Origin of the sequence: Colwellia sp. KU-HH00111 (genome assembly GCF_040362745.1) — a bacterium.
Lineage (GTDB): Bacteria > Pseudomonadota > Gammaproteobacteria > Enterobacterales > Alteromonadaceae > Colwellia.
The window spans coordinates 23,956-44,417 of the sequence record NZ_BAABWO010000009.1 but is presented as its reverse complement, the minus strand read 5'-3'; the positions used below and the strand labels follow the sequence as shown (position 1 = coordinate 44,417).

Sequence of the window (20,462 nt, the reverse complement as noted above, 5' to 3'; positions counted from 1 at the left end):
AAAATTTATCGTCAGTTTTATAGTTAAGCACGTTTTGAATGACCAAAGAATACCATCATAAATAACTCTTTCAGGCTCGCGTTAAGTAACCAATAGCTGATGTTGTGCGAAGATTGATTAAGAGAACTATTCACTACCTTTTTTGTACCTTTTTGGGAGGCATCAAGACGGAGCCTTGTTTGTCGCGTTTTGAGGGCAATTTGATGACGACGCTCTTGGGCAGCATTAGCACGCTCGGCGAAACGGCTTCTCGCTTCAGAACTCATATTTGATAATATGGTGCCACTTAGCAACTGTTTAGCTTTTACTGCGGTTTTGGGTCTTGGTGTGCTACACATATAAACCTCCGAATACCTTAGTTATATATTAACCTGAAAATACGCTAATTAGTGCGCTCTAGTCATTAGATGTCATTAAAGCTGTTTAGGTTACAAAATTTATAAAATAGCCGTTTTATTGAGGAGCTGTAATGATTTAGTTTTGTCACTCGTCATTAATTAACTTTTCAATAATTGAATTTATATCTGAGGGTGTTGTATGAAAGTATTGCTTAAGGTTGCCTTGTTTATTAATCAGGACTTGTGTTTGATGTTCTGCATAAAAGTATGGTACCTCTCCTACATCTCGATGATAGAAATACGATTTAAGAGTATAGTATTACTCTAAATTGGCTAATATAAAGTAATACGGCAAGAAAAGCATTATCAAGACAGTTCAAGTAATGACATGGTGATTTTTTTTTGATGATTCCAAAAATATTAATATAAAATCAATATATTACTTACCTAGTGGCTAAGTTCAACACTTTTACCGGCCTGACCTCAATTTAGCACATAAACATCATGGTAAACGATGCACATGTGTAACAAAATGCACGTTTGTTAAGTCGATTATTTAATAGAGCGGATAATTTGACGTAGAATGAATAAAAGGCTGCTTTTCACAACTATGTACATCATGACAAAACAACTTACCACAAAACATTGACCAAAGAGTAACATTGCCAGCTTAGGCCAAAAGTCTACTTCTTCAGTGAAAATCGGATGCCAAAAATATATCAGTGTTAGGTTGCCTGGAAACAGCAGAATATCATACCCGGGTAGCGGCCCATCAAAATACTGCCACGAATGCCAACTCACAGAAAAGGCAATCAACCCAATTATTGTGGCAAATAAACCTACATAAAAGGCAATTTGAAAGTGTTTCACCTTAATCATCTGATTGCAGCTTTCCTTTTGTATAGTATGAACTGCCAACCTACTTGTATGTTATAGCTTTACTTGAATTATTGGCTATCTTGACAACGCAGAGCGATCTTTTTTTTACATCGAATAGTAATAGCAATCTTTGCGTCTTCTGACTTATTTGCCCAATCAGTAATTTCAGATGAAGTACGGTAACACCCCTGACAAATATCATTGTCATCAAGTCTGCATTGACTAATGCAAGGAGTGATTACATTATTATTTCCGATAAACATGGTATATTACTGTGCTCCAAAAGCAGAAAAACCCATGTGCTAAACAACAAAGGTGCTAGCACATGATAAAATTAACAAACAAAGATGTTTTGTAATCTTGCTAGTAAAACAGAGTCACTCGCTTGTAATTTGCCTAAGCGCAACCAATCGACAAAACTCTGAGTTAAATCTACTTCAACTGATGATTGCATTTGCGTTTGTATCAAGCCGACTTGAACCGCCATACGCTGATCTGCAAGTTCAGCAGGTGAATCAACCTTTGCCAAAATCTCTAAAGCCAATGTTTTTTCCGCTCTGATATCACAATCAGCAATTGTTGTTAACTGGCATTGCTCAGCTAAACGTTTTTTCCAAAAACTTGAAAGTTGCTGAAACTCTGTTTCATCAGAAAGTGTCTCTATTGTATAACCGTCTGAATTATTGGATATTTTATTGAGTAAAGCAAACAGGCTTTGCCAAGAAACCTTGCTTTTTTTATGTTCAATTAACGCAATTTTATCCGCTAGTTCAGCAATAAAACGTTCAATAGCGATAGCTGAAGATTTAGGTACAGGCCTAATTGCACGTACTTGATCGAATAAATCTGATGCTTCATTTTCAAGCTGTTTTAATCGAGTTTGGTCATTACCAGTGTTTTCTGCTTCCACTTTAAGTTGAGCGAGTGCGTCATTGTAACTATTGGCTAATTCATCAAGTTGCGCTTGTTGCTTAGATTTTACCTGCTCGCGTTTGGCAAAGACTTGATCATTAATAGCACGGAAGTTTTGCCAGAGTTTCGACTCTTGATGAGAGCCAGCAAAACCAACATCCCGCCATTGTTGTTGCAATTGTTTGATAGTATCTATCGCCTGATATATGTCTTCAACAGCTAGTTGTTGCTCAGCTTGCTTAATCAATGCCTGTTTGCTTGCTCCATTAGCATCATGAAAGTCTTTAATCGCTTTGCGAATAGGTTGAATTAGGTGCTTATATTGTTTCAACAGTTTTTGATAGTGCTCTCTATCAACCTCACCTGCTTGTTGCCAGCGCTGTTGCAGTTTATTTAATTTACCGTCAAGCGCTTTAAAATCAATGACCTCAGCGGTATCATTTGAGCTAGTGACCATTTGCGCTAACTGCTCAGCTTGTTTAAGAAGCTCATGGCGTTTAGCTAAATGTTGCTCACGGCGTTTTTCTTGCTCCGCATAATATTGTCGACATGGGGCAAAGGCTTGTTCACAAGCAAGGTTAAATTGTTCGTTTAATGCTTGATCTATCTCTTCATCGGCATGACCTAACGAATTCCATATTTTTCTATAGTGCTTAACTTTATCCGCTTGTTCATTCGGGTTATCAAGAGGATTGGTGACTATGGCATTTATTTCAGCGAGTAGTTCTTGCTTACGCGGCGTTGCAATATAATGTTCCCAATCACTGATTTCAGCGATTTTTTCACTGACAATGGAATAATCATGCTGTAATTGTAACTGTTGTGATTTAGACAACAATTGCATTGCTTGTTTAACTCCTTTAAAAATGCCAAAGCAAACTTTATACTTGCCAGCTGCAAGTAAGCGCTTTAAGTCAATTAACTTTTTCTTGCTTTGGTTGAATAATTGTCTTTGTTCCGCTTCCAAAGGCTTAAGTCCTGCACGCCACAGTTTGGTTATCTCTAAATGTGCGTCTACAATGGACTGAGGTAAAATACCACAAGCTTTTTTATCAACAAGTTTCCATTGGCTTAGCCAGTCATGATAAATTTGTTGTCGATCGCATAATTCAGCTAGCGTTTGTGGCAGTGATAATTGTGAAATTTTAGAAACAAGATAAGTTGCCTCACTGACAGATTGTGCGATTTCAGGTAGCTGTGTTAAGCGTTTTTCTAGTTGTGCTATTTGCTTGGCAAATTCAGCTTGATCGCTTTCATTAAGTACGCTGTTACCCAGCTGCTGATTTAACTGCTTAAGTTTTTCAGCAAACGCTTGTTGAACCAAACTTTCATCGGTGTGATCAGATTCTTCAAAAACAGCTGTAATGATCTCTTGGTTTAACACCGCGATGCTATCAGTTAGCTGTGCCCTAGCCTCACGTTTATCTTGTAAAAGTTGTTCGGCGATTTGAGCTTGTTGAAATGCTTCCTCTTTCGGCGCAAATAACTCGGTTAGTTGAGCAGTGATTTTATCGTATTTTGTTTCGAGCGTTTGCTGATCTTCTTCACTTAAACAATCAATGTCGGCCCTGTTGTGCTGCCACTCTTGTGCTAAGCTCGCTTTTTTGGTGATGTAGTGGCCATAATCACTTTGATCTTTTAGTGCTAACAGTTTTGCCAGAATCAGTTGGTTTTGCTTTAATAATTTTTTCGGTTTTTCTAATTGTGCGCGTTGCTGTGCTAAACGATCATTTATTAATTTTACAATGTCATCACTTCCCGCTTTTTTAACTAGTTTGGCTAAAAAAGCTTGATCAGATAATTCTGGCAGCGCTAACGATAACAACAGTGTTTGCACTGCTGGGGACTGTTTTTTACTGAACGTTTGTAACAGAAATTGCGCGGTGTTTTTCTTGGGTAAAAGCGCTTCAACTAAACTAACAATGATACTTGGCTCTTGCTCATGTTCTAACCAGTAACTAAACAATGCCGTGTCAAATGAGTCACGCTGAATCGTTGTATTAATAAAGGCTTGCTTTTGTGCTGTCGACAAACTGATCGTGTGCTTATCTGCTAAGATGTCGCGAATTTGTGCCGCTGCAAATGCTTGCACCGCACTATGGTCATTTTCAGAAACAGCAGTGAGATAATGATCGAAACAATTAAACTTTAATAAAACGGCTCTGCGCACTAATTCACTTGGGTCACCTTCAAGTAAAGATAATAAAATGGCTTTATCTTCATTGTTATCACTATCTAACTCATCATTTATCGCCGATATTCGCACATTACTGTCTTTATGTTGCCAGCTGTTTTTACTTTTAAACAATTTAAAAATCATGGGAGGTTACACTTTAGTGGTCAAGATAGTACGTCATCTGCCACCAATAATGTTGGCAGATGACATAGAAACTATTTATAAATTAGTAAAATGAGCGATGTCGCTTTTACTCTCGTTATTAACGTCTGGGTCAACGCTGGCATCTGCCGGTTTAGCGCAAGGCGTGATTGGTTTATCTTTAGCGGCTGTAGTGAACTGAGCTTTTAATTGCCGTTTGTTTTTATGTACCATTTGACCATCGCTACCTATAGTCAGCATTTCATCACTATCAAGGTGACGCGCTTGATAGGCCATAATCAGTTGTAATGCGGTATCACGTTGTGCTTGCTCAACCACAGTACCTTCAGGCCATTTTCCGGTTTCTGCGGCACATTTCAAACGTAAATACATTGTTTCTGGCATATTTTCAATGGTGCTTTCTAAATTCATGGTCGCCCTATTTTTGACGTTTAAAGAAAAGTAATCGAATACGAATAACAATATAGAGAATAAATCCTATGATAGTACTTGTCATCGCTAATAAATACTGCCAAGTACCCTGTTCAACATTATCCCAAAACATAAATAAAAAACCGCCACAAAATAATAACATAGCGATGAAAGAATAATTCATTAACCGTTGTGCTTGGTTGATACGATTAACCTTGGCAAGGTTGGCAATTTTATCTGTGTCTAATGCCTGAAGAGACAAACCACAATGACTACATGCGTTTGCTTTATCGGATATTTTTTTTTTGCAACTTGGGCAATTGATCACTGCCATTAAAAGACTCAATTCGACATTTATAATGTGACAAATATTCTACCTTTTTTCGCACAAAAAAAAACGTCCTTATGGACGTTTTTTATCATTAAACTATAAAATATTGCGCTAAGACATATTCACGTCACTACCTTTAGATTTAGCCAAGCGATCTTCCCAAAAAGTTGCTCCTTTTATACCCAATTTTTTAGGATCAAAGGTGTAATGTTCAACACCCTCTTTTTGTTGTTGTTCGTAATCATTAAGTGCTTTGACTGCCGGTTTTGACATAAAGAAGATAATAATAATACCAATGATATTTAGCCATGCCATTAAGCCAACCCCAATATCACCGAGACCCCAAGCTATACTAGCAGCTTTTACTGTGCCATAAAAAGTTGCGGTCATAATAACAACTTTCAACATAAATACCGCGCCAGGTAGTTTGAAAGTGCGTTTAATGTAATAAATATTGTTTTCCGCGATAAAATAATAAGCCAATATGGTGGTAAATGCGAAGAAGAATAATGCAAGGGCAACAAAAGGTTTACCAACGCCAGTAAAAACACTATCAACCGCAATTTGTGTATATTCAGGACCGCTAGCAACCACATCGCTGGCTATGTTTTGTACCACAAATAAATCACCTGCACCATGAACATTGTAAGTGCCAGTAATGATGATCATAAACGCTGTTGCTGAACAAACAAATAAGGTGTCAATGTAAACAGAAAAGGCTTGAACTAATCCTTGTTGTGCTGGATGCTCAACTTCGGCAGCAGCTGCCGCATGAGGCCCTGTGCCCTGACCCGCTTCATTTGAGTATATGCCACGTTTAACCCCCCAGCCTATTGCAGCACCGAAACCAGCCATTGGGGTGAATGCATCACCAACAATTAACATAAAGGCACTGGGTAGTTGGGTGATATTTAAACCAATTATAATTAATGAAACCAAAATATAGGCTAATGCCATAAAAGGTACGATTACTTGGGTAAAGTTAGCAATTCGTTTAACACCACCAAAAATGATAAAACCAAGTAATAACACAATGCCTGTTGCAGTATAAAGTTTAGCATAACTAATAACGCCAATAGCTGTATCTATACTACCTGTATTAGCAAAAACTTGTTCTATTGCTGTACCGATAGTATTTGACTGTACCGTAGGTAACAGTACGCCCGTAGCCAAAATAGTGGCAACAGCAAAAGTCCAAGCATACCACTTTTGCCCCATAGCTTTTTCAATGTAATAAGCGGGTCCACCGTGGTACTTGCCATCATGCTCTTCTTTATATATTTGAGCATTTGCTGATTCGATATAAGCGGTTGCTGCACCAAAAAAAGCCACAACCCACATCCAAAATACAGCCCCTGGGCCACCAAAGCCGATTGCAGCAGCAACACCTGCAATATTACCAGCTCCAACACGACCAGATAAAGAAATTGCTAACGCTTGAAAAGGTGATATGCCTTGCTCGGAGCTTTTGCCAGACATTAATAAACGCCACATTTCTGAAAATTGACGTACTTGTACAAATCGAGTCATCACGGTGAAAAACAAACCTGCGCCTAAACACAGATAAATTAACGCACTGCTCCATATGTAACCATTGATAGTATTGACTAAGTCTTGCATTTAATTTCCTCTTATCTTTTTATATTTTTATATTTATATCACATTGCTAAAAGAGTCTTTACTTTAAAATGTCTGAATTTATTCACACTAAAGAGTGAATAAATTCATTAATCCGTAATTTTTTTACTATTTTGCCGACACATTCAGGTATTGTATGATGAAACTATTAATAACAACTATTGATGTTGACAACAATCAGGCTAACTAAAAAGGCATGGTTAAATATTCTTAGTCAAACTCTACCCTTTAATTAACCTGATTGATATTATTACTTTATGCTAGCGTTCAGCATAACTGTTAATAACTACCTTAAGTCATCTATCATATGATGAACACCAGCTAAGAAATCGCGTCCTAATAAGCTACTACGAATATCAGACCAACCCATACTATAATCAGGCAATAAATCGTTATCTTTAAATGGCATTTCAATCGTGTAAGCTAAACACTTAAATTGATTACCGACCCAGTTAGTGCCAACCGTTGGGTTAGCCTTGCCTGGCTCATCTTTATCATAGCCACGATCATCTTGGAATTCAGGGGTTAACGATAACAAAATCGCTTTAAATTTATCTTCAAGGGCTTTATGACGAGCATCATAATTTACCACGCCTTCACAACCAGCAACAAAATTTACCGGTAATGCCTCATCGCCATGAACATCTAAAAACATATCAACGCCCGTTTCAAACATTTTTTCACGCACTAGATAAACCTCAGGACTACGTTCCATGCTTGGCTCTAACCATTCACGGTTTAAGTTGGCGCCAACAGCATTAGTACGAAGATGACCACGCACACTGCCATCAGGGTTCATGTTAGGGACAATATAAAATACGGCTTGATTTAATAACGCACGTGCTACACCATCATCTTCATCAAGTAGACGGTCTAGAAACCCTTCAATAAACCATTCAGCCATGGTTTCACCCGGGTGTTGGCGCGCAGTTAACCAAATAACACGTTTACCTTCGCCTTCTTCGCCAATTTTCAACAAGCTCATATCTCTACCATCAAGAGTTTGTCCTAACACTTGTAATTGGCAGTCTAAATGCATCTGAGCATTGTGCAATAAATCTTGATGTCTTTCGTAACTGTAAGGCGAGAAATAGGCAAAATATACCGAGTCATATTCTGGTGTTAAGGTAATAGTGAGTTTTTCACCATCATAGCTAGTAGGTACACGAAACCAATGATCACGATCATAGGATGCTACTGCTTGATAGTCTTCCCAGCCTTCAACATAAGCTGCTTTGCCTGCATTAGTTAAATGAATAACATGCTCTTGACGTTCATTTGTCGGTGACACATCCGTTTGAAGCTTGAAATGAAACCATTGGTAGAAATCAGATTGATTATCCTTTTTGATTTCAAGTTGGATGTTATTAGCGTTTGTTGCATCGATAACACGGATATTACCGCTATCAAAGTTGTCAGATATTTGCATAGGAAATGGCCTTTACGTTCTGATAGAAAAGAAAGAAAGGAACAGTGTACACAAACATAAATAAGATCACTACAAAGATCTTAGATAAAGACCCAATGCTGAAGAATAACCTAAAGATTTACCAATAATAGAATTTTCTTTGTTAATTACATAATAACTTGGATAAGCTGATATTGAAAAAGCTTGTTTGATTTTTTCGGAGCCTAAAGCAATAGGAAATGTTAATTGGTGCTGTTGAGTAAACGCCATCACTTCATCAACACTGCTATAATCTAATGCTACTGCAATAACATCAAGCTGTTTATTTTTCTGGTATAAGGCTTGTAAATTACCAATACTCACATGACAAACCTGACACCAAGGTGCAAAGAAATAGATAACTGTGTTTTTACCTTGAGAGTTTAACGACACCGTTTCACCCATCAATGTTGGCACATTATCAAAAGATAATTGATTCGTTTGAGAAATACGAGTGTCTGTAGACAACATGCTGGTTTCACGAAAAAACGAAATGCTTTGAAAAATAATGAAAAATACCAACCCTTGTAAAAAAAGGCTTTTGAGTGTGGTTAACAATTGGATGTTCCTATTAATTAGATTTTAGTTGTAACAATAATTTTTAGCTTTAATAATTTAATAGACCCGACTTTCAACAAAAAATTACAAGGCGAGTAAACAACGTTAAGCATAAAAAAAAGCTACTAATGAAACATTAGTAGCTCAATCATTGTAAAAACAACACCAGATAAATGGTTGTTATTTTTATTGGTATCTTAACTAATAGTTGCTAAACCATTCATATAAGGCTGTAAAGCCGTCGGAATATCAATGCTACCATCGGCTTGTTGGTAGTTCTCTAAAATAGCAACTAAAGTACGCCCTACTGCTAAGCCTGAGCCGTTTAGCGTATGCAGTAATTCTGGCTTATTGGTTTCACTATTACGAAAACGTGCTTGCATGCGACGAGCTTGGAAGGCTCCCATATTTGAGCATGAAGAAATTTCACGGTAAGTATTTTGTGCCGGTAACCACACTTCTAAATCAAATGTTTTAGTAGCACTAAAGCCTACATCACCACTACAAAGCGCCATCGTACGATAAGGTAACCCTAATTTTTCAAGAATAGCCTCAGCATGACGAGTCAGTTCATCTAGCGCGTCAAAAGAGTTTTCAGGTTTAACTAATTGCACCATTTCAACTTTGTCAAACTGATGTTGGCGAATAAGTCCTCGAATATCACGTCCGCCCGAACCCGCTTCACTTCTAAAACATGGCGTATGTGCGGTCATTTTAATAGGTAGGTCAGCTTCATCTACAATTTCATCACGGTACATATTAGTTAAGGGTACTTCTGATGTAGGGATCAATGAAAAGTTCTTACCTGATAAATCAGTATGAAAAAGATCTTCACCAAATTTTGGTAATTGACCCGTTCCGTACAAAGAAGCTGCATTAACTAAATAAGGTACATACATTTCTTGGTAGCCATGCTCTTGGGTATGCATATCAAGCATAAATTGTGCAAGTGCACGATGCAGCTTAGCTATATGACCACGCATTACCGCAAAACGGGTACCTGCTAATTTAGCACCACTTTCAAAATCTAAGCCTTTGTTAACCCCAAAACCTAGATCAACATGATCTTTTATTTCAAAGTCGAATTGACGTGGTGTTCCCCAACGCTTAACTTCAACGTTGTCATCTTCATCGGCTCCCTCAGGCACTGATTCATGTAAAATATTTGGAATAGCGCTGGCAATGGTTTCGATTTTTTCAAGCACTTGATCTTGTTCTTCTTTTGCGGCATCTAACTCAGCACCTAATTGGCTAACCGAAGCAAGTAATGGCGCAATATCTTCACCGCGGGCTTTTGCTTGACCAATAGATTTAGATCGAGTGTTACGCTCGTTTTGCAAATCTTGGGTTTTGACTTGGATTGCTTTACGTTGCTCTTCCAACGCCGTTAACGTTTGTGTATCAAGAGTAAAGCCACGTTTTGCTAACTGCGTAGCGATGTGATCTAAATTTGTTCTAAGTTCTTTGGCATCAAGCATAATTATTCACGTATTTGTTTAAGTGTAAAAGTAATGTTCTATTTTGCTATCGCGGAAACGAGGTACAGACCCAAGGCCGCAGCGGCAATACAAAGTGACACATTTAATAAAATATTAATGGCCGCTTTTAACAAGTCTCCTTGTTGTATTAATAACAAAGAGTCTAATGAAAATGTTGAAAAAGTAGTAAATGCACCTAAAAACCCAATTCCAATTAAGGTTCTGTGGATACTAATATCTAAAATTTCATGTTCTATTAACTGGTATAACAAACCCATAATAAATGAGCCGGTGATATTAACCATCAAAGTCGCAAAAGGAAACCCTTTTCCTAGCCAATTTAACACTAATTGTGAAATATAAAAACGTAAACTAGCACCACAGGCACCACCAAGCGCTACAAACGCATAAAGGGTGAAATTACTAATGGTACTAGTCATAACGTTGCTCGTCACTGTGTTGGTTTAATTGAGATAAATAGTCTAATTTTGCTTTTAGCTGTTTCTCTAAGCCTCGATCACTTGGCTGATAGAACGCAGTATTATAACCCTCAGCTGTTGCTATAGCTTCGGGAAAATAGTTTTCTCCAGCAGCAAACCCCTGCGCTTCATGGTGTGCGTAGCGATAGTCAACACCATGACCTAATTCTTTAGTGATATCACTGGTGGCGTTTTTTAAATGGTGTGGCACATCTAAATTAGCCGTTTGCTTGGCTAAAGCTTTGGCTTGACCAAACGCCATATACACGGCATTACTTTTTGGTGCTAATGCCATATAAACGGCTGCTTGAGCAATAGCGCGTTCACCTTCACTTGGTCCAACACGGTGGAAGGTATCCCACGCATTTATGGCTAACTGCATAGCTCTAGGGTCGGCGTTACCAATATCTTCGCTGGCAATGGCTAACAAACGACGAGCAACATAAAGGGCATCACCACCGCCGGTAAGTATTCTAGCGTACCAATATAAAGCAGCATTAGGATCAGAGCCACGTACTGATTTATGAAATGCACTAATGAGATCGTAAAAAGCATCGCCTCCTTTGTCATAAAGCGCGATTTTGCTACCGGCAACTTGAGCTATTAATGCTACGGTAATAGTTTTAGTGCTTTCTTGCTCTGTCGTTGAGTTAGGTAGACTATCTAAACAGTTTTCTAATAAATTGAGTAAACGTCTGGCATCACCATCACTGCGATTTAGCAAACTTTGAACGGCATCATCATCTAGCACTACATGTTGCTTGTTTTCAACTAAAGACAAAGCTCTAGTTAACACTTGTGCTAACTCATCTTTAGTCAGTTTTTTTAGGGTATAAACTCGTGCTCTAGATAAAATCGCTTGGTTCAATTCAAAGGCTGGATTTTCAGTGGTCGCGCCTATAAAAATAAGCGTGCCATCTTCTATAAATGGTAAAAAAGCATCTTGCTGTGATTTATTAAAACGATGGACCTCATCAACAAAGAGAACGGTTTTACCTAATGACTCATTGGGATGACTTTGGCTGTTACTTGCTCTGATTTTGGCTTGCTCAATAGCAAGCCTGATTTCTTTGATACCCGAAGTAACCGCAGACAGTCGAATAACTTTAGCTTTAGCATGGGTGGCAATAATTTCAGCTAAGGTAGTTTTCCCGCTTCCGGGTGGTCCCCAAAAAATAAGTGAATGACAATTACCTTGCTCTATTGCTTGTTTAAGCGGCGAATTTATGCCGAGAATATGCTGCTGACCCACATAATCAGCTAAAGTCTTCGGGCGTAACTGTGCGGCCAAAGGTGCTAAGGTGTTATTACTAGCGGCTAAGGTCTGTTGGGTTTCGCTTGCCGCTGACGGCTCTGCAAAAAGACTGGTTTGTTGATGCTCGTTAGGCTCAGAATTAGTCACAACTATTCCTAGTTAGCACGTTGATCATCGATTTGCACACCTTCAGGAACATCAAAAGTAAATAAACTAGGCTCTGGTTTTTGTACGGCATTAAAGTCACTTAACGTGATATTACTTAGTTGCCCGGTAGCGTCGAGAAATGAAAACTGGCTTAGTTGCCCACTGCTTTCATTATCGAATACCAAGGTTAAACTTTTAATTTGGCTATTGATATCATTGGCACTGATGACAAAACTGTCATTGTTAGCCAACTGAGTAACTTCATATTGCTGCCATAACGACTTATCTTTACTGGTTAATAATAAAATAGGCGTTTTAGCTATGGCGGCTGATAACGCATAAACACTCACTTGTTCGATCCAAGGATTATAAAACCACACATCTTTACCATCTGAAACTATCGCTAATTCATCAGGCATTTGAGTATGCCAGTTAGCCAAATTTGGTTTACTGATAGCCAACTCACCAGAGCTTTGCGCTAATACTTCACCTGACTCACTTACTACTTGTTGGCTAAAATTGGCACTAAAGTGGTGTAAGTTGGCCAGTTTTTTCATTAATTTACTTTTAGCGTCAGCTTGTACCACTGCTGTCTCTAACGTTGGCTGCGCTAAAGTTTCAAAGATTGCTAAGGTGTTTATCATTAAAGCGGCGAAGGCTGGAATGACTAACGTTATAGAATGTGATTTCATGTATTATCCGAATGTGATTAATGTGTTGTTAATGCTAATCTCTAATTGGCGGTGGCGCTAACACTTCACGTGCCCCATTAGTGCCAGCTGTACTAACAACACCTTGAATTTCCATTTGTTCCACTATTCTAGCAGAGCGGTTATAGCCTATTCTAAACTGTCGTTGTACACTTGAAATAGAAACACGACGCTTTTCTGTAACAAAATTTACCGCTTCATCATATAAGGGGTCGAGCTCTTCATCTTCACTACCCTCTGCTAATTCGCCTGGTAGTAAGGTATCAGGATCACTACCACCTGCCAGAATCTCTTCAATATAATTTGGTTCACCACGTAATTTCCAATCTTTAACCACTGCGTGTACTTCATGATCGTCAATAAAAGCACCATGCACTCGCGTTGGCACACCAGTCCCAGGCGGCAAATACAGCATGTCACCCATCCCCAGTAGTTGCTCAGCACCTTGCTGATCTAAGATAGTGCGTGAGTTTAACCCTGAGGATACCTGAAACGCCATTCGAGTTGGGATATTAGCTTTAATCAATCCAGTGATAACATCAACAGAAGGACGTTGCGTTGCTAGAATTAAATGAATACCCGCAGCACGGGCTTTTTGCGCGATACGCGCAATCAGCTCTTCTACTTTTTTCCCAACTATCATCATCATGTCGGCAAATTCATCAACAATGACAACAATGCTTGGCAGTTTTTCTAATAGCGGTGGTTTTTGATCTAAGCCGTCAGTGGGTTGCCATAAAGGGTCAATAATCGGTTCGCCAGCATCAATCGCTTTGAGAATTTTAGTGTTATAACCCTTAAGATTACGCACCCCTAATGCTGACATTAATTTGTACCGACGTTCCATTTCACCAACACACCAACGTAAAGCATTAGCGGCATCTTTCATGTCAGTGACCACTTCAGCTAATAAGTGTGGAATTCCCTCATACACGCTTAATTCAAGCATTTTCGGGTCAATCATAATCAAGCGAACATCTTCAGGTGTTGATTTATATAACAAGCTGACAATCATGGTGTTCACGCCCACAGATTTACCTGAACCTGTTGTTCCTGCAACTAACAAATGCGGCATTTTGGCTAAATCGACCACTACGGGCTCACCGGCAATATCTTTACCCAAAACCATAGTCAATGCAGAGCTTGATTGCTCAAACTCAGGACAAGAAATAACTTCGCTTAAACGCACTATTTCTCTGTGTTTATTAGGTAACTCTAAACCAATAACAGATTTACCCGGTATGACTTCAACTACACGAACACTTATGGCAGATAATGCACGCGCTAAATCTTTTGACAATGAACTGATTTTACTCACTTTCATGCCAGGTGCTAAGTCAAGTTCAAATCGGGTAATCACAGGGCCAGGGTAAACAGCAACAACTTGCGCTTCAACTTTAAAGTCGAGTAGTTTAGCTTCAACTAAACGACTCACTAGCTCTAATTCTTCTTGGTTAATTGGGTTTTTTGCTTTATCGGCCCGATCAAGTAAATCGATTGATGGTAAACTGTCTAACGGCTCTTCGGTGTTAGGCACTAGATTCACTTGATGAGTATCTGAGCTAGTAGATAATTCACCACGCTTAGAATCGTCACCCACGTCTATCTTCTCTACATCAGCAAAAGCAGCTGTAATCTCTTCTTCGTTAACATGCTCCTGCACATTGATTTCAAGTGGCCCGCCCATTAGTTCATTAATATCAACAAATGGCTCTAATGGCTGTTCCGCATTGCGATCAACTTGACCACCTTTAACTGACATTGATGCTTGTTTCTCAACAGGAGGTTCAATTACAGCTTGTGTTACATCACTTGATGTTGAGGCCTGTTTCGATGAGTTGTTCGTGGTTGGGCTTTGTTCACTCACACCAAATTTTTCGATAATAAAATGAGGCAATTTTTGTAAAAAAATGACACTTGCTATAGTATAACGTCCAACGTTATCGATAAAGGTTAACCAAGAGAACCCTGTTAGAAATACTATACCTGAACAGGTGAACATCAAAAATATTAAGGTACTACCAATAAAAGAAAAATAAGGCAAAAAAGTCGAGCTTAATACATCTCCTAATATTCCTCCGGCTGAGAAATAAAAAATATCATCAAAGTTCATACTTGCTAACGCTGTTATTCCTAGATAAAAAAGAATAAAACCAACCAACTTAAGACCAAGCGTTAAATAATCTAACTGCATTAATTGATGAAATTTTTGAAACAACAACCACCCGATAATGGCAATAATAAAAGGTAAGCTATAAGCAATTGTACCAAAAAGATTAAGCAATAAATCGGAAACATAGGCACCAACAGCACCTCCTAGGTTTCTTACCGGAGTTTGATAACCCGTTTGGGCCCAACCGGGATCGGCAGGATCAAAACTAAACAATGCCAGCATTAAAAACATTGCTAGCACAGTAAAAAAGAGTAAGCCCGTTTCAAGTAGACGCTGAACGCCACTTAACTGCTTTGTTGTTGACTCATCCTGCGCAGCATGATGGTCATGATGCGTTTCGTCTGTATTTTTCAAAAGTTCAGAAGACAATTATTATTCCATGATATACGAAGAGCGATACTAGTAAGTAAAATAACAAATTATCGCTTGATTGGTAACATATTAGTAGATTTTATTTCTTCCATCACCACATAAGTACGACTTGCACTCACCGCGGGTAAACGTAAAACGGTGTCACCCAATAATTCTCTATAAGCCGACATATCGTTAACACGAGTTTTTAATAAAAAGTCAAAATTCCCTGAAACCAAATGACACTCTTGAATAACATCTAGTTTGTGAACTGCAGCAGCAAACTCTTCAAACACATCTGGGCTAGTTTTGGTTAGGGTAATTTCAACTAAAACTAGTAATGCCGCATCTAGTTTTATTGGATTTAAATTAGCTTGATATCCCAGAATATACTTTTCTTTTTCTAAACGTTTAACCCTTTCTAAACAAGGTGTTGGGCTCAATCCAACCCGCTTAGATAATTCAACATTTGAAAGTCGACCATTTTTTTGTAATTCAACCAATATATTTTTATCAACCCGATCCAATTTTTTTTCTATCAATGCGTTCATTATATTTATCACTAAAAAAATAGAATATGGTAGCATTATATATCGGCAAACTAAAAATTACGACAGGTTAATCTAGCTAATGGCGTTTATACTAGCGGTATCTAAAATAAAAGTTTGCTACAGCAAACTCAAACAATAAGTTAACCTAAGTGAGAAATATATGATTATTGGTGTACCTAAAGAAATTAAAAACCATGAATACCGTATTGGCTTAACACCTGCGGGCGTTAAAGAGTTATCAGTTAATGGTCACGAAGTGATTGTTGAGCATGATGGCGGTGCTGCAATTGGTTTTGACAATGAACAGTACATTGCTGCAGGTGCTAAAATTATTGAAAGTGCTGCTGAAATATTTGCAAGTGCAGACATGATCATAAAAGTTAAAGAGCCACAACCGGTTGAATGTAAAATGCTGCGTGAAGGGCAAATTTTATTTACTTACTTACATTTAGCACCAGATCCACAACAAACAGAATTATTAGTTGCTTCTGGTGCAACGTGTATTGCCTATGAAACAGTAACTTCACCTACAGGAGGCTTACCTTTATTAGCCCCCATGTCTGAAGTTGCAGGCCGTATGTCAATTCAAGCAGGTGCTCATGCCTTAGAAAAAGCACAAGGTGGTTTAGGTGCGTTGTTAGGTGGGGTTCCGGGTGTTGCTCCTGCGAAAGTGCTTATTGTAGGCGGTGGCGTTGTTGGCACTCAAGCTGCGCGTATGGCCGTTGGTATGGGGGCAGATGTCACTATTTTAGATCGTTCTTTACCGCGTTTACGTCAACTAGACACTGAGTTTGATGGCCGTTTAAAAACAGTTTACTCTACTGCCGATGCTATGGATCAACTGATTGTTGAAGCCGATTTGGTTATTGGTGCGGTATTAATTCCAGGGGCAGCAGCACCTAAATTAGTCACTAAAGAACACATCAAAATGATGAAGAAAGGGGCTGTTATTGTTGATGTTGCAATTGATCAAGGGGGTTGTTTTGAAACGTCAAAAGCCACCACGCATCAAGAGCCAACTTATGTAGTAGATGACGTGGTACATTATTGTGTTGCAAATATGCCAGGTGGTGTAGCCCGAACTTCAACCATGGCATTAACTAATGCTACCTTGCCATTTGCGGTAACTATTGCTAACAAGGGTGCTAAACAAGCGTTACTTGATGATGCACATTTACTAGCAGGCTTAAACGTTGCGGGTGGTAAAATAACGTACAAACCAGTTGCTGACGATTTAGGGTATGAATACGTTGAACCTAGTGTGGCATTGAACGCTTAACATTTAAAATATACAAACGCACTCATTCACAGTGCAAAAAGCACACTTTTACTTACAGTTAAGTAAAAGTGTGCTTTTTTTTATTTAGCATATAACAAACAAATGATTTACCCCCTTGCTTTATTTCCTTATCATCCCAATTACTATAGTTATTACTGATACCGCTAGGTATTAATTTCAAAATACACATCGGAGAACTCATTCATGAGCGACGTTAGACATTGCCCACTGCTTATTTTAGGCTCAGGCCCTGCTGGTTACACTGCTGCTGTTTATGCTGCACGCGCAAATTTAAAACCTGTAATGATCACAGGTATGCAACAAGGTGGACAATTAACAACGACCACTGAGGTTGAAAACTGGCCAGGTGATGCTGATGACCTTACAGGTCCAGCATTAATGGAGCGTATGCAAAAACATGCAGAAAAATTTGAAACTGAAATTGTTTTTGATCACATTAATGAGGTTGATTTTTCAACAAAACCTTACAAGTTAACCGGTGATAATGGTGGTTATACCTGTGACGCACTTATTATTTGCACTGGTGCTTCAGCTCAATATTTAGGTTTACCCTCAGAAGAAGCCTTTATGGGGCGTGGTGTTTCAGCCTGTGCCACTTGTGATGGTTTCTTTTATAAAAACCAAAAAGTTGCTGTAGTTGGTGGTGGTAATACCGCGGTTGAAGAAGCCTTGTATTTATCTAATATTGCTAGTGAAGTACATTTAATACATCGTCGTGATACTTTCCGTAGTGAAAAAATATTAACGGCTCGATTAGAAGAAAAAGTTAAAAATGGAAATATTGTATTGCATACAAATCGTACCCTAGATGAAGTGCTAGGGGATAATATGGGCGTTACTAGCTTGCGTTTAAAAGAGACTACGACTGATAAAACCGAAGTTATTGATGTTGCAGGTGTCTTTATCGCCATTGGTCATAAGCCAAACACCGACATTTTTGCTGGCCAATTAGCGATGGAAAATGGTTATTTAACCATTCAAAGTGGCAGCCAAGGCAATGCTACCCAAACGAGTGTTGAAGGTGTATTTGCCGCAGGTGACGTTGCTGATCACATATACCGTCAAGCAATTACTTCAGCAGGAGCTGGCTGTATGGCCGCACTCGATGCTGAGCGTTATTTAGACGCACAATAAGCGACTAGATTGATGCCGGAGAATAGTCATGCTCTATCAACTTAATGATGATAATGTTGCTTTCCCGGCACTAGATTGTGCATTAACTGACCCCAATGGCTTATTAGCTGTTGGCGGTGATTTACAGCCAAAACGATTAATACATGCCTACAGCCAAGGCATATTCCCTTGGTTTAGTGAGCATGACCCCTTGATGTGGTGGTCACCCGACCCACGCGCTATAATCTGCATAGAAGATTTAAAAATTAATCGCACTTTGCGTAAAGCATTGAAAAAATCACCCTATAGCGTGACAATAAATACTGCCTTTGAACAAGTGATAGCACATTGTGCTGATGCTCCTTTTCGCAAAGACGGCACTTGGATTGTTCCCCAAATGCAAACAGCTTACACTAATTTACATCGGTTAGGTTATGCGCACTCTATTGAGGTTTGGCAAACAGCAATCCCTGATACTATAGATGAAAACAAGCCAACAGACGAAAAAAAAGTCTTAGTTGGCGGTTTGTATGGCGTTGCCATCAATGGCTTTTTTTCAGGTGAATCGATGTTTTATACCCAAGCTAACGCCTCAAAATTTGCCTTAGTGGCATTAACTAAGCTGCTTAGCACAATGGATAGTGAGTTTATTGATTGTCAGTTACTTAATCCTTTCTTAGCTGATATGGGGGCAATAGAGATATCACGAATAGATTTTATTAAACGTCAACAAACTGCTATAAATAAAAGGCTAACAACAGATTTTTGGCAACCAAGAGCGCTGGACATTTAACGCAAAACCAGCTGAGTAGTAACACCATGAATGATAGTAATTTTAAAGTGGGCATTACCAAAACCTTTCCATGTAGCTATTTACCGAATGAAGAAGAACGGTTATTAATCGCTTTAGATGAGCGATTGCAAAACAATCACAGCTACAGCTTATTAATGACTCAAGGGTTCCGCCGTAGTGGCGATCAATCTTATCGTCCACACTGCCCTAACTGCAACGCTTGTCAATCTGTTAGGGTTCTGGTTAATGATTTTATGCCATCGAAAAGCCAAAAACGCTCATTAAAGCGTAATAAACACTTGCAGATAGTTATTTCATCAGAGCTAAAAGATAACTACTACCCTCTATATGAAGCCTATATTAATACTTGCCATCAAGATGGCAGCATGTACCCTGCTAATTTCCAACAATTTAAAAGTTTTCTTTCAAGTAATTTAACTCAACAACTCTTTATTGAAACTTGGGCGCATGATAATGAAAATAAAAGATTAGTGTGTGTTGCGGTAACCGATCAGCTAATTAATGGCTTGTCTGCAGTGTATACCTTCTACCATCCAGATATGAGATCGCAAGGTTTGGGTGTTTTCTCGATTCTTTCTCAAATCGATTTGTGTAAAAAAAACAACTTACCTTTTTTATATTTGGGTTATCAAATTGATGATTGTGCAAAAATGAATTACAAAAACCGTTATTTTCCTTATGAACAATTTATTGACCAAGAATGGTTACGCATTGAAAAATAGACCCTTGCACTATTAACACCAAGCAAAAAATCACCTTCTGTAGCAAATAAAATAGCACAAAGCTTTACTTTAGCTGCACAATTAGGCATCATTCGCGCAGCTTTTTTTATCGTTCACAATTTCTAACAATATCGTTTGAAATTCTGACTTATTTGCACAACATACAGAGGTTTAGCGCCCCATGGCGAAAGAAGAAAATATTGAAATGCAAGGTACGGTTTTAGACACGTTACCTAACACTATGTTCCGAGTTGAATTAGAGAATGGCCACGTGGTTACTGCTCATATTTCAGGTAAAATGCGTAAAAACTATATTCGTATTTTAACTGGTGATAAAGTCACGGTTGAATTAACACCTTATGACTTATCTAAAGGTCGCATTATTTTCCGTGCCAGATAATAGATAATTGAGTCAAGGGTAAATTAGCCTCGTTTAAACGCTTATCGCTAATCAATGCCATCGACATAATAAAACCAGTCCTAATGCTGGTTTTTTTATGAGCGAAACCTTAAATAG

At 38.5% G+C, this 20,462-nt stretch carries 19 protein-coding genes; 5 read left to right on the top strand and 14 right to left on the bottom strand.

What is annotated here, in order from left to right; all coding sequences use genetic code 11:
- Positions 1-23: 23 nt before the first annotated feature.
- The 14 genes from ABXG98_RS15480 to lrp form a co-directional block, all read right to left on the bottom strand.
- Positions 24-338, bottom strand: a complete 315-nt coding sequence (locus ABXG98_RS15480) for a hypothetical protein (RefSeq protein WP_353539598.1) — start codon at positions 336-338, stop codon at positions 24-26.
- Positions 339-1,285: 947 nt separating this feature from the next.
- Positions 1,286-1,480: a DUF1289 domain-containing protein gene (locus tag ABXG98_RS15475; RefSeq protein WP_353539597.1), complete on the bottom strand. Its 195-nt coding sequence runs from the start codon at positions 1,478-1,480 to the stop codon at positions 1,286-1,288.
- Between the two features lie 71 nt (positions 1,481-1,551).
- Positions 1,552-4,449 carry a DUF349 domain-containing protein gene (locus ABXG98_RS15470; RefSeq protein WP_353539596.1) on the bottom strand — a complete coding sequence of 966 codons (2,898 nt, stop codon included), beginning with the start codon at positions 4,447-4,449 and terminating at the stop codon, positions 1,552-1,554.
- A 75-nt stretch (positions 4,450-4,524) separates the two neighbouring features.
- Positions 4,525-4,878, bottom strand: coding sequence for a YeaC family protein (locus tag ABXG98_RS15465; protein WP_353539595.1), 354 nt, complete (start codon positions 4,876-4,878; stop codon positions 4,525-4,527).
- A gap of 7 nt (positions 4,879-4,885) precedes the next feature.
- Positions 4,886-5,212, bottom strand: coding sequence for a zinc ribbon domain-containing protein (locus tag ABXG98_RS15460; RefSeq protein WP_353539594.1), 327 nt, complete (start codon positions 5,210-5,212; stop codon positions 4,886-4,888).
- A gap of 108 nt (positions 5,213-5,320) precedes the next feature.
- Positions 5,321-6,829 (bottom strand): alanine/glycine:cation symporter family protein, encoded by a 1,509-nt coding sequence (locus ABXG98_RS15455; protein ID WP_353539593.1) that lies wholly within the window; start codon positions 6,827-6,829, stop codon positions 5,321-5,323.
- A 304-nt stretch (positions 6,830-7,133) separates the two neighbouring features.
- Entirely contained in the window at positions 7,134-8,276 is a 1,143-nt protein-coding gene (locus ABXG98_RS15450; protein ID WP_353539592.1) for a M14 family metallopeptidase, read from the bottom strand.
- Positions 8,277-8,345: 69 nt separating this feature from the next.
- On the bottom strand, positions 8,346-8,852 hold the full coding sequence (locus ABXG98_RS15445) for a TlpA disulfide reductase family protein (protein WP_353539591.1): 507 nt from the start codon (positions 8,850-8,852) through the stop codon (positions 8,346-8,348).
- A 197-nt stretch (positions 8,853-9,049) separates the two neighbouring features.
- A complete protein-coding gene (serS, locus tag ABXG98_RS15440; RefSeq protein WP_353539590.1) occupies positions 9,050-10,330 on the bottom strand; it encodes a serine--tRNA ligase in 1,281 nt (426 codons plus the stop codon).
- Positions 10,331-10,368: 38 nt separating this feature from the next.
- Positions 10,369-10,770: a fluoride efflux transporter CrcB gene (gene crcB / locus ABXG98_RS15435; RefSeq protein ID WP_353539589.1), complete on the bottom strand. Its 402-nt coding sequence runs from the start codon at positions 10,768-10,770 to the stop codon at positions 10,369-10,371.
- The gene (locus ABXG98_RS15430) at positions 10,763-12,100 is read right to left on the bottom strand and encodes a replication-associated recombination protein A (protein ID WP_353539705.1); all 1,338 of its coding nucleotides are present in this window, start codon (positions 12,098-12,100) and stop codon (positions 10,763-10,765) included. Before ABXG98_RS15430 ends, crcB begins: the two co-directional genes overlap by 8 nt.
- A 119-nt stretch (positions 12,101-12,219) precedes the next feature.
- Entirely contained in the window at positions 12,220-12,903 is a 684-nt protein-coding gene (gene lolA / locus ABXG98_RS15425) for an outer membrane lipoprotein periplasmic chaperone LolA (protein ID WP_353539588.1), read from the bottom strand.
- Between the two features lie 34 nt (positions 12,904-12,937).
- The gene (locus tag ABXG98_RS15420; RefSeq protein ID WP_353539587.1) at positions 12,938-15,463 is read right to left on the bottom strand and encodes a DNA translocase FtsK; all 2,526 of its coding nucleotides are present in this window, start codon (positions 15,461-15,463) and stop codon (positions 12,938-12,940) included.
- A gap of 50 nt (positions 15,464-15,513) precedes the next feature.
- Positions 15,514-15,996, bottom strand: a complete 483-nt coding sequence (gene lrp, locus ABXG98_RS15415; protein WP_353539586.1) for a leucine-responsive transcriptional regulator Lrp — start codon at positions 15,994-15,996, stop codon at positions 15,514-15,516.
- A gap of 160 nt (positions 15,997-16,156) precedes the next feature.
- Here lrp and ald point away from each other — a divergent pair, with 160 nt between their 5' ends.
- From ald to infA, 5 genes are all read left to right on the top strand, one after another.
- A complete protein-coding gene (ald, locus tag ABXG98_RS15410) occupies positions 16,157-17,275 on the top strand; it encodes an alanine dehydrogenase (RefSeq protein ID WP_353539585.1) in 1,119 nt (372 codons plus the stop codon).
- Positions 17,276-17,479: 204 nt separating this feature from the next.
- On the top strand, positions 17,480-18,430 hold the full coding sequence (gene trxB, locus ABXG98_RS15405) for a thioredoxin-disulfide reductase (RefSeq protein WP_353539584.1): 951 nt from the start codon (positions 17,480-17,482) through the stop codon (positions 18,428-18,430).
- Between the two features lie 28 nt (positions 18,431-18,458).
- A complete protein-coding gene (gene aat / locus ABXG98_RS15400; RefSeq protein ID WP_353539583.1) occupies positions 18,459-19,202 on the top strand; it encodes a leucyl/phenylalanyl-tRNA--protein transferase in 744 nt (247 codons plus the stop codon).
- A gap of 26 nt (positions 19,203-19,228) precedes the next feature.
- Positions 19,229-19,945 carry an arginyltransferase gene (locus ABXG98_RS15395; protein ID WP_353539582.1) on the top strand — a complete coding sequence of 239 codons (717 nt, stop codon included), beginning with the start codon at positions 19,229-19,231 and terminating at the stop codon, positions 19,943-19,945.
- 181 nt (positions 19,946-20,126) lie between these two features.
- Positions 20,127-20,345: a translation initiation factor IF-1 gene (infA, locus tag ABXG98_RS15390; protein WP_011043571.1), complete on the top strand. Its 219-nt coding sequence runs from the start codon at positions 20,127-20,129 to the stop codon at positions 20,343-20,345.
- Positions 20,346-20,462: the final 117 nt, after the last annotated feature.

Bases quoted from the DNA above. Each gene is read 5' to 3' on its own strand.
- ABXG98_RS15455 (WP_353539593.1), bottom strand. From the start codon at position 6,829: ATGCAAGACTTAGTCAATACTATCAATGGTTACATATGGAGCAGTGCG.
- lrp (WP_353539586.1), bottom strand. From the start codon at position 15,996: ATGAACGCATTGATAGAAAAAAAATTGGATCGGGTTGATAAAAATATA.
- infA (WP_011043571.1), top strand. From the start codon at position 20,127: ATGGCGAAAGAAGAAAATATTGAAATGCAAGGTACGGTTTTAGACACG.
- ald (WP_353539585.1), top strand. From the start codon at position 16,157: ATGATTATTGGTGTACCTAAAGAAATTAAAAACCATGAATACCGTATT.
- ABXG98_RS15450 (WP_353539592.1), bottom strand. From the start codon at position 8,276: ATGCAAATATCTGACAACTTTGATAGCGGTAATATCCGTGTTATCGAT.
- ABXG98_RS15465 (WP_353539595.1), bottom strand. From the start codon at position 4,878: ATGAATTTAGAAAGCACCATTGAAAATATGCCAGAAACAATGTATTTA.
- ABXG98_RS15480 (WP_353539598.1), bottom strand. From the start codon at position 338: ATGTGTAGCACACCAAGACCCAAAACCGCAGTAAAAGCTAAACAGTTG.
- lolA (WP_353539588.1), bottom strand. From the start codon at position 12,903: ATGAAATCACATTCTATAACGTTAGTCATTCCAGCCTTCGCCGCTTTA.
- ABXG98_RS15470 (WP_353539596.1), bottom strand. From the start codon at position 4,449: ATGATTTTTAAATTGTTTAAAAGTAAAAACAGCTGGCAACATAAAGAC.
- ABXG98_RS15395 (WP_353539582.1), top strand. From the start codon at position 19,229: ATGAATGATAGTAATTTTAAAGTGGGCATTACCAAAACCTTTCCATGT.
- aat (WP_353539583.1), top strand. From the start codon at position 18,459: ATGCTCTATCAACTTAATGATGATAATGTTGCTTTCCCGGCACTAGAT.
- crcB (WP_353539589.1), bottom strand. From the start codon at position 10,770: ATGACTAGTACCATTAGTAATTTCACCCTTTATGCGTTTGTAGCGCTT.
- serS (WP_353539590.1), bottom strand. From the start codon at position 10,330: ATGCTTGATGCCAAAGAACTTAGAACAAATTTAGATCACATCGCTACG.
- trxB (WP_353539584.1), top strand. From the start codon at position 17,480: ATGAGCGACGTTAGACATTGCCCACTGCTTATTTTAGGCTCAGGCCCT.
- ABXG98_RS15475 (WP_353539597.1), bottom strand. From the start codon at position 1,480: ATGTTTATCGGAAATAATAATGTAATCACTCCTTGCATTAGTCAATGC.
- ABXG98_RS15460 (WP_353539594.1), bottom strand. From the start codon at position 5,212: ATGGCAGTGATCAATTGCCCAAGTTGCAAAAAAAAAATATCCGATAAA.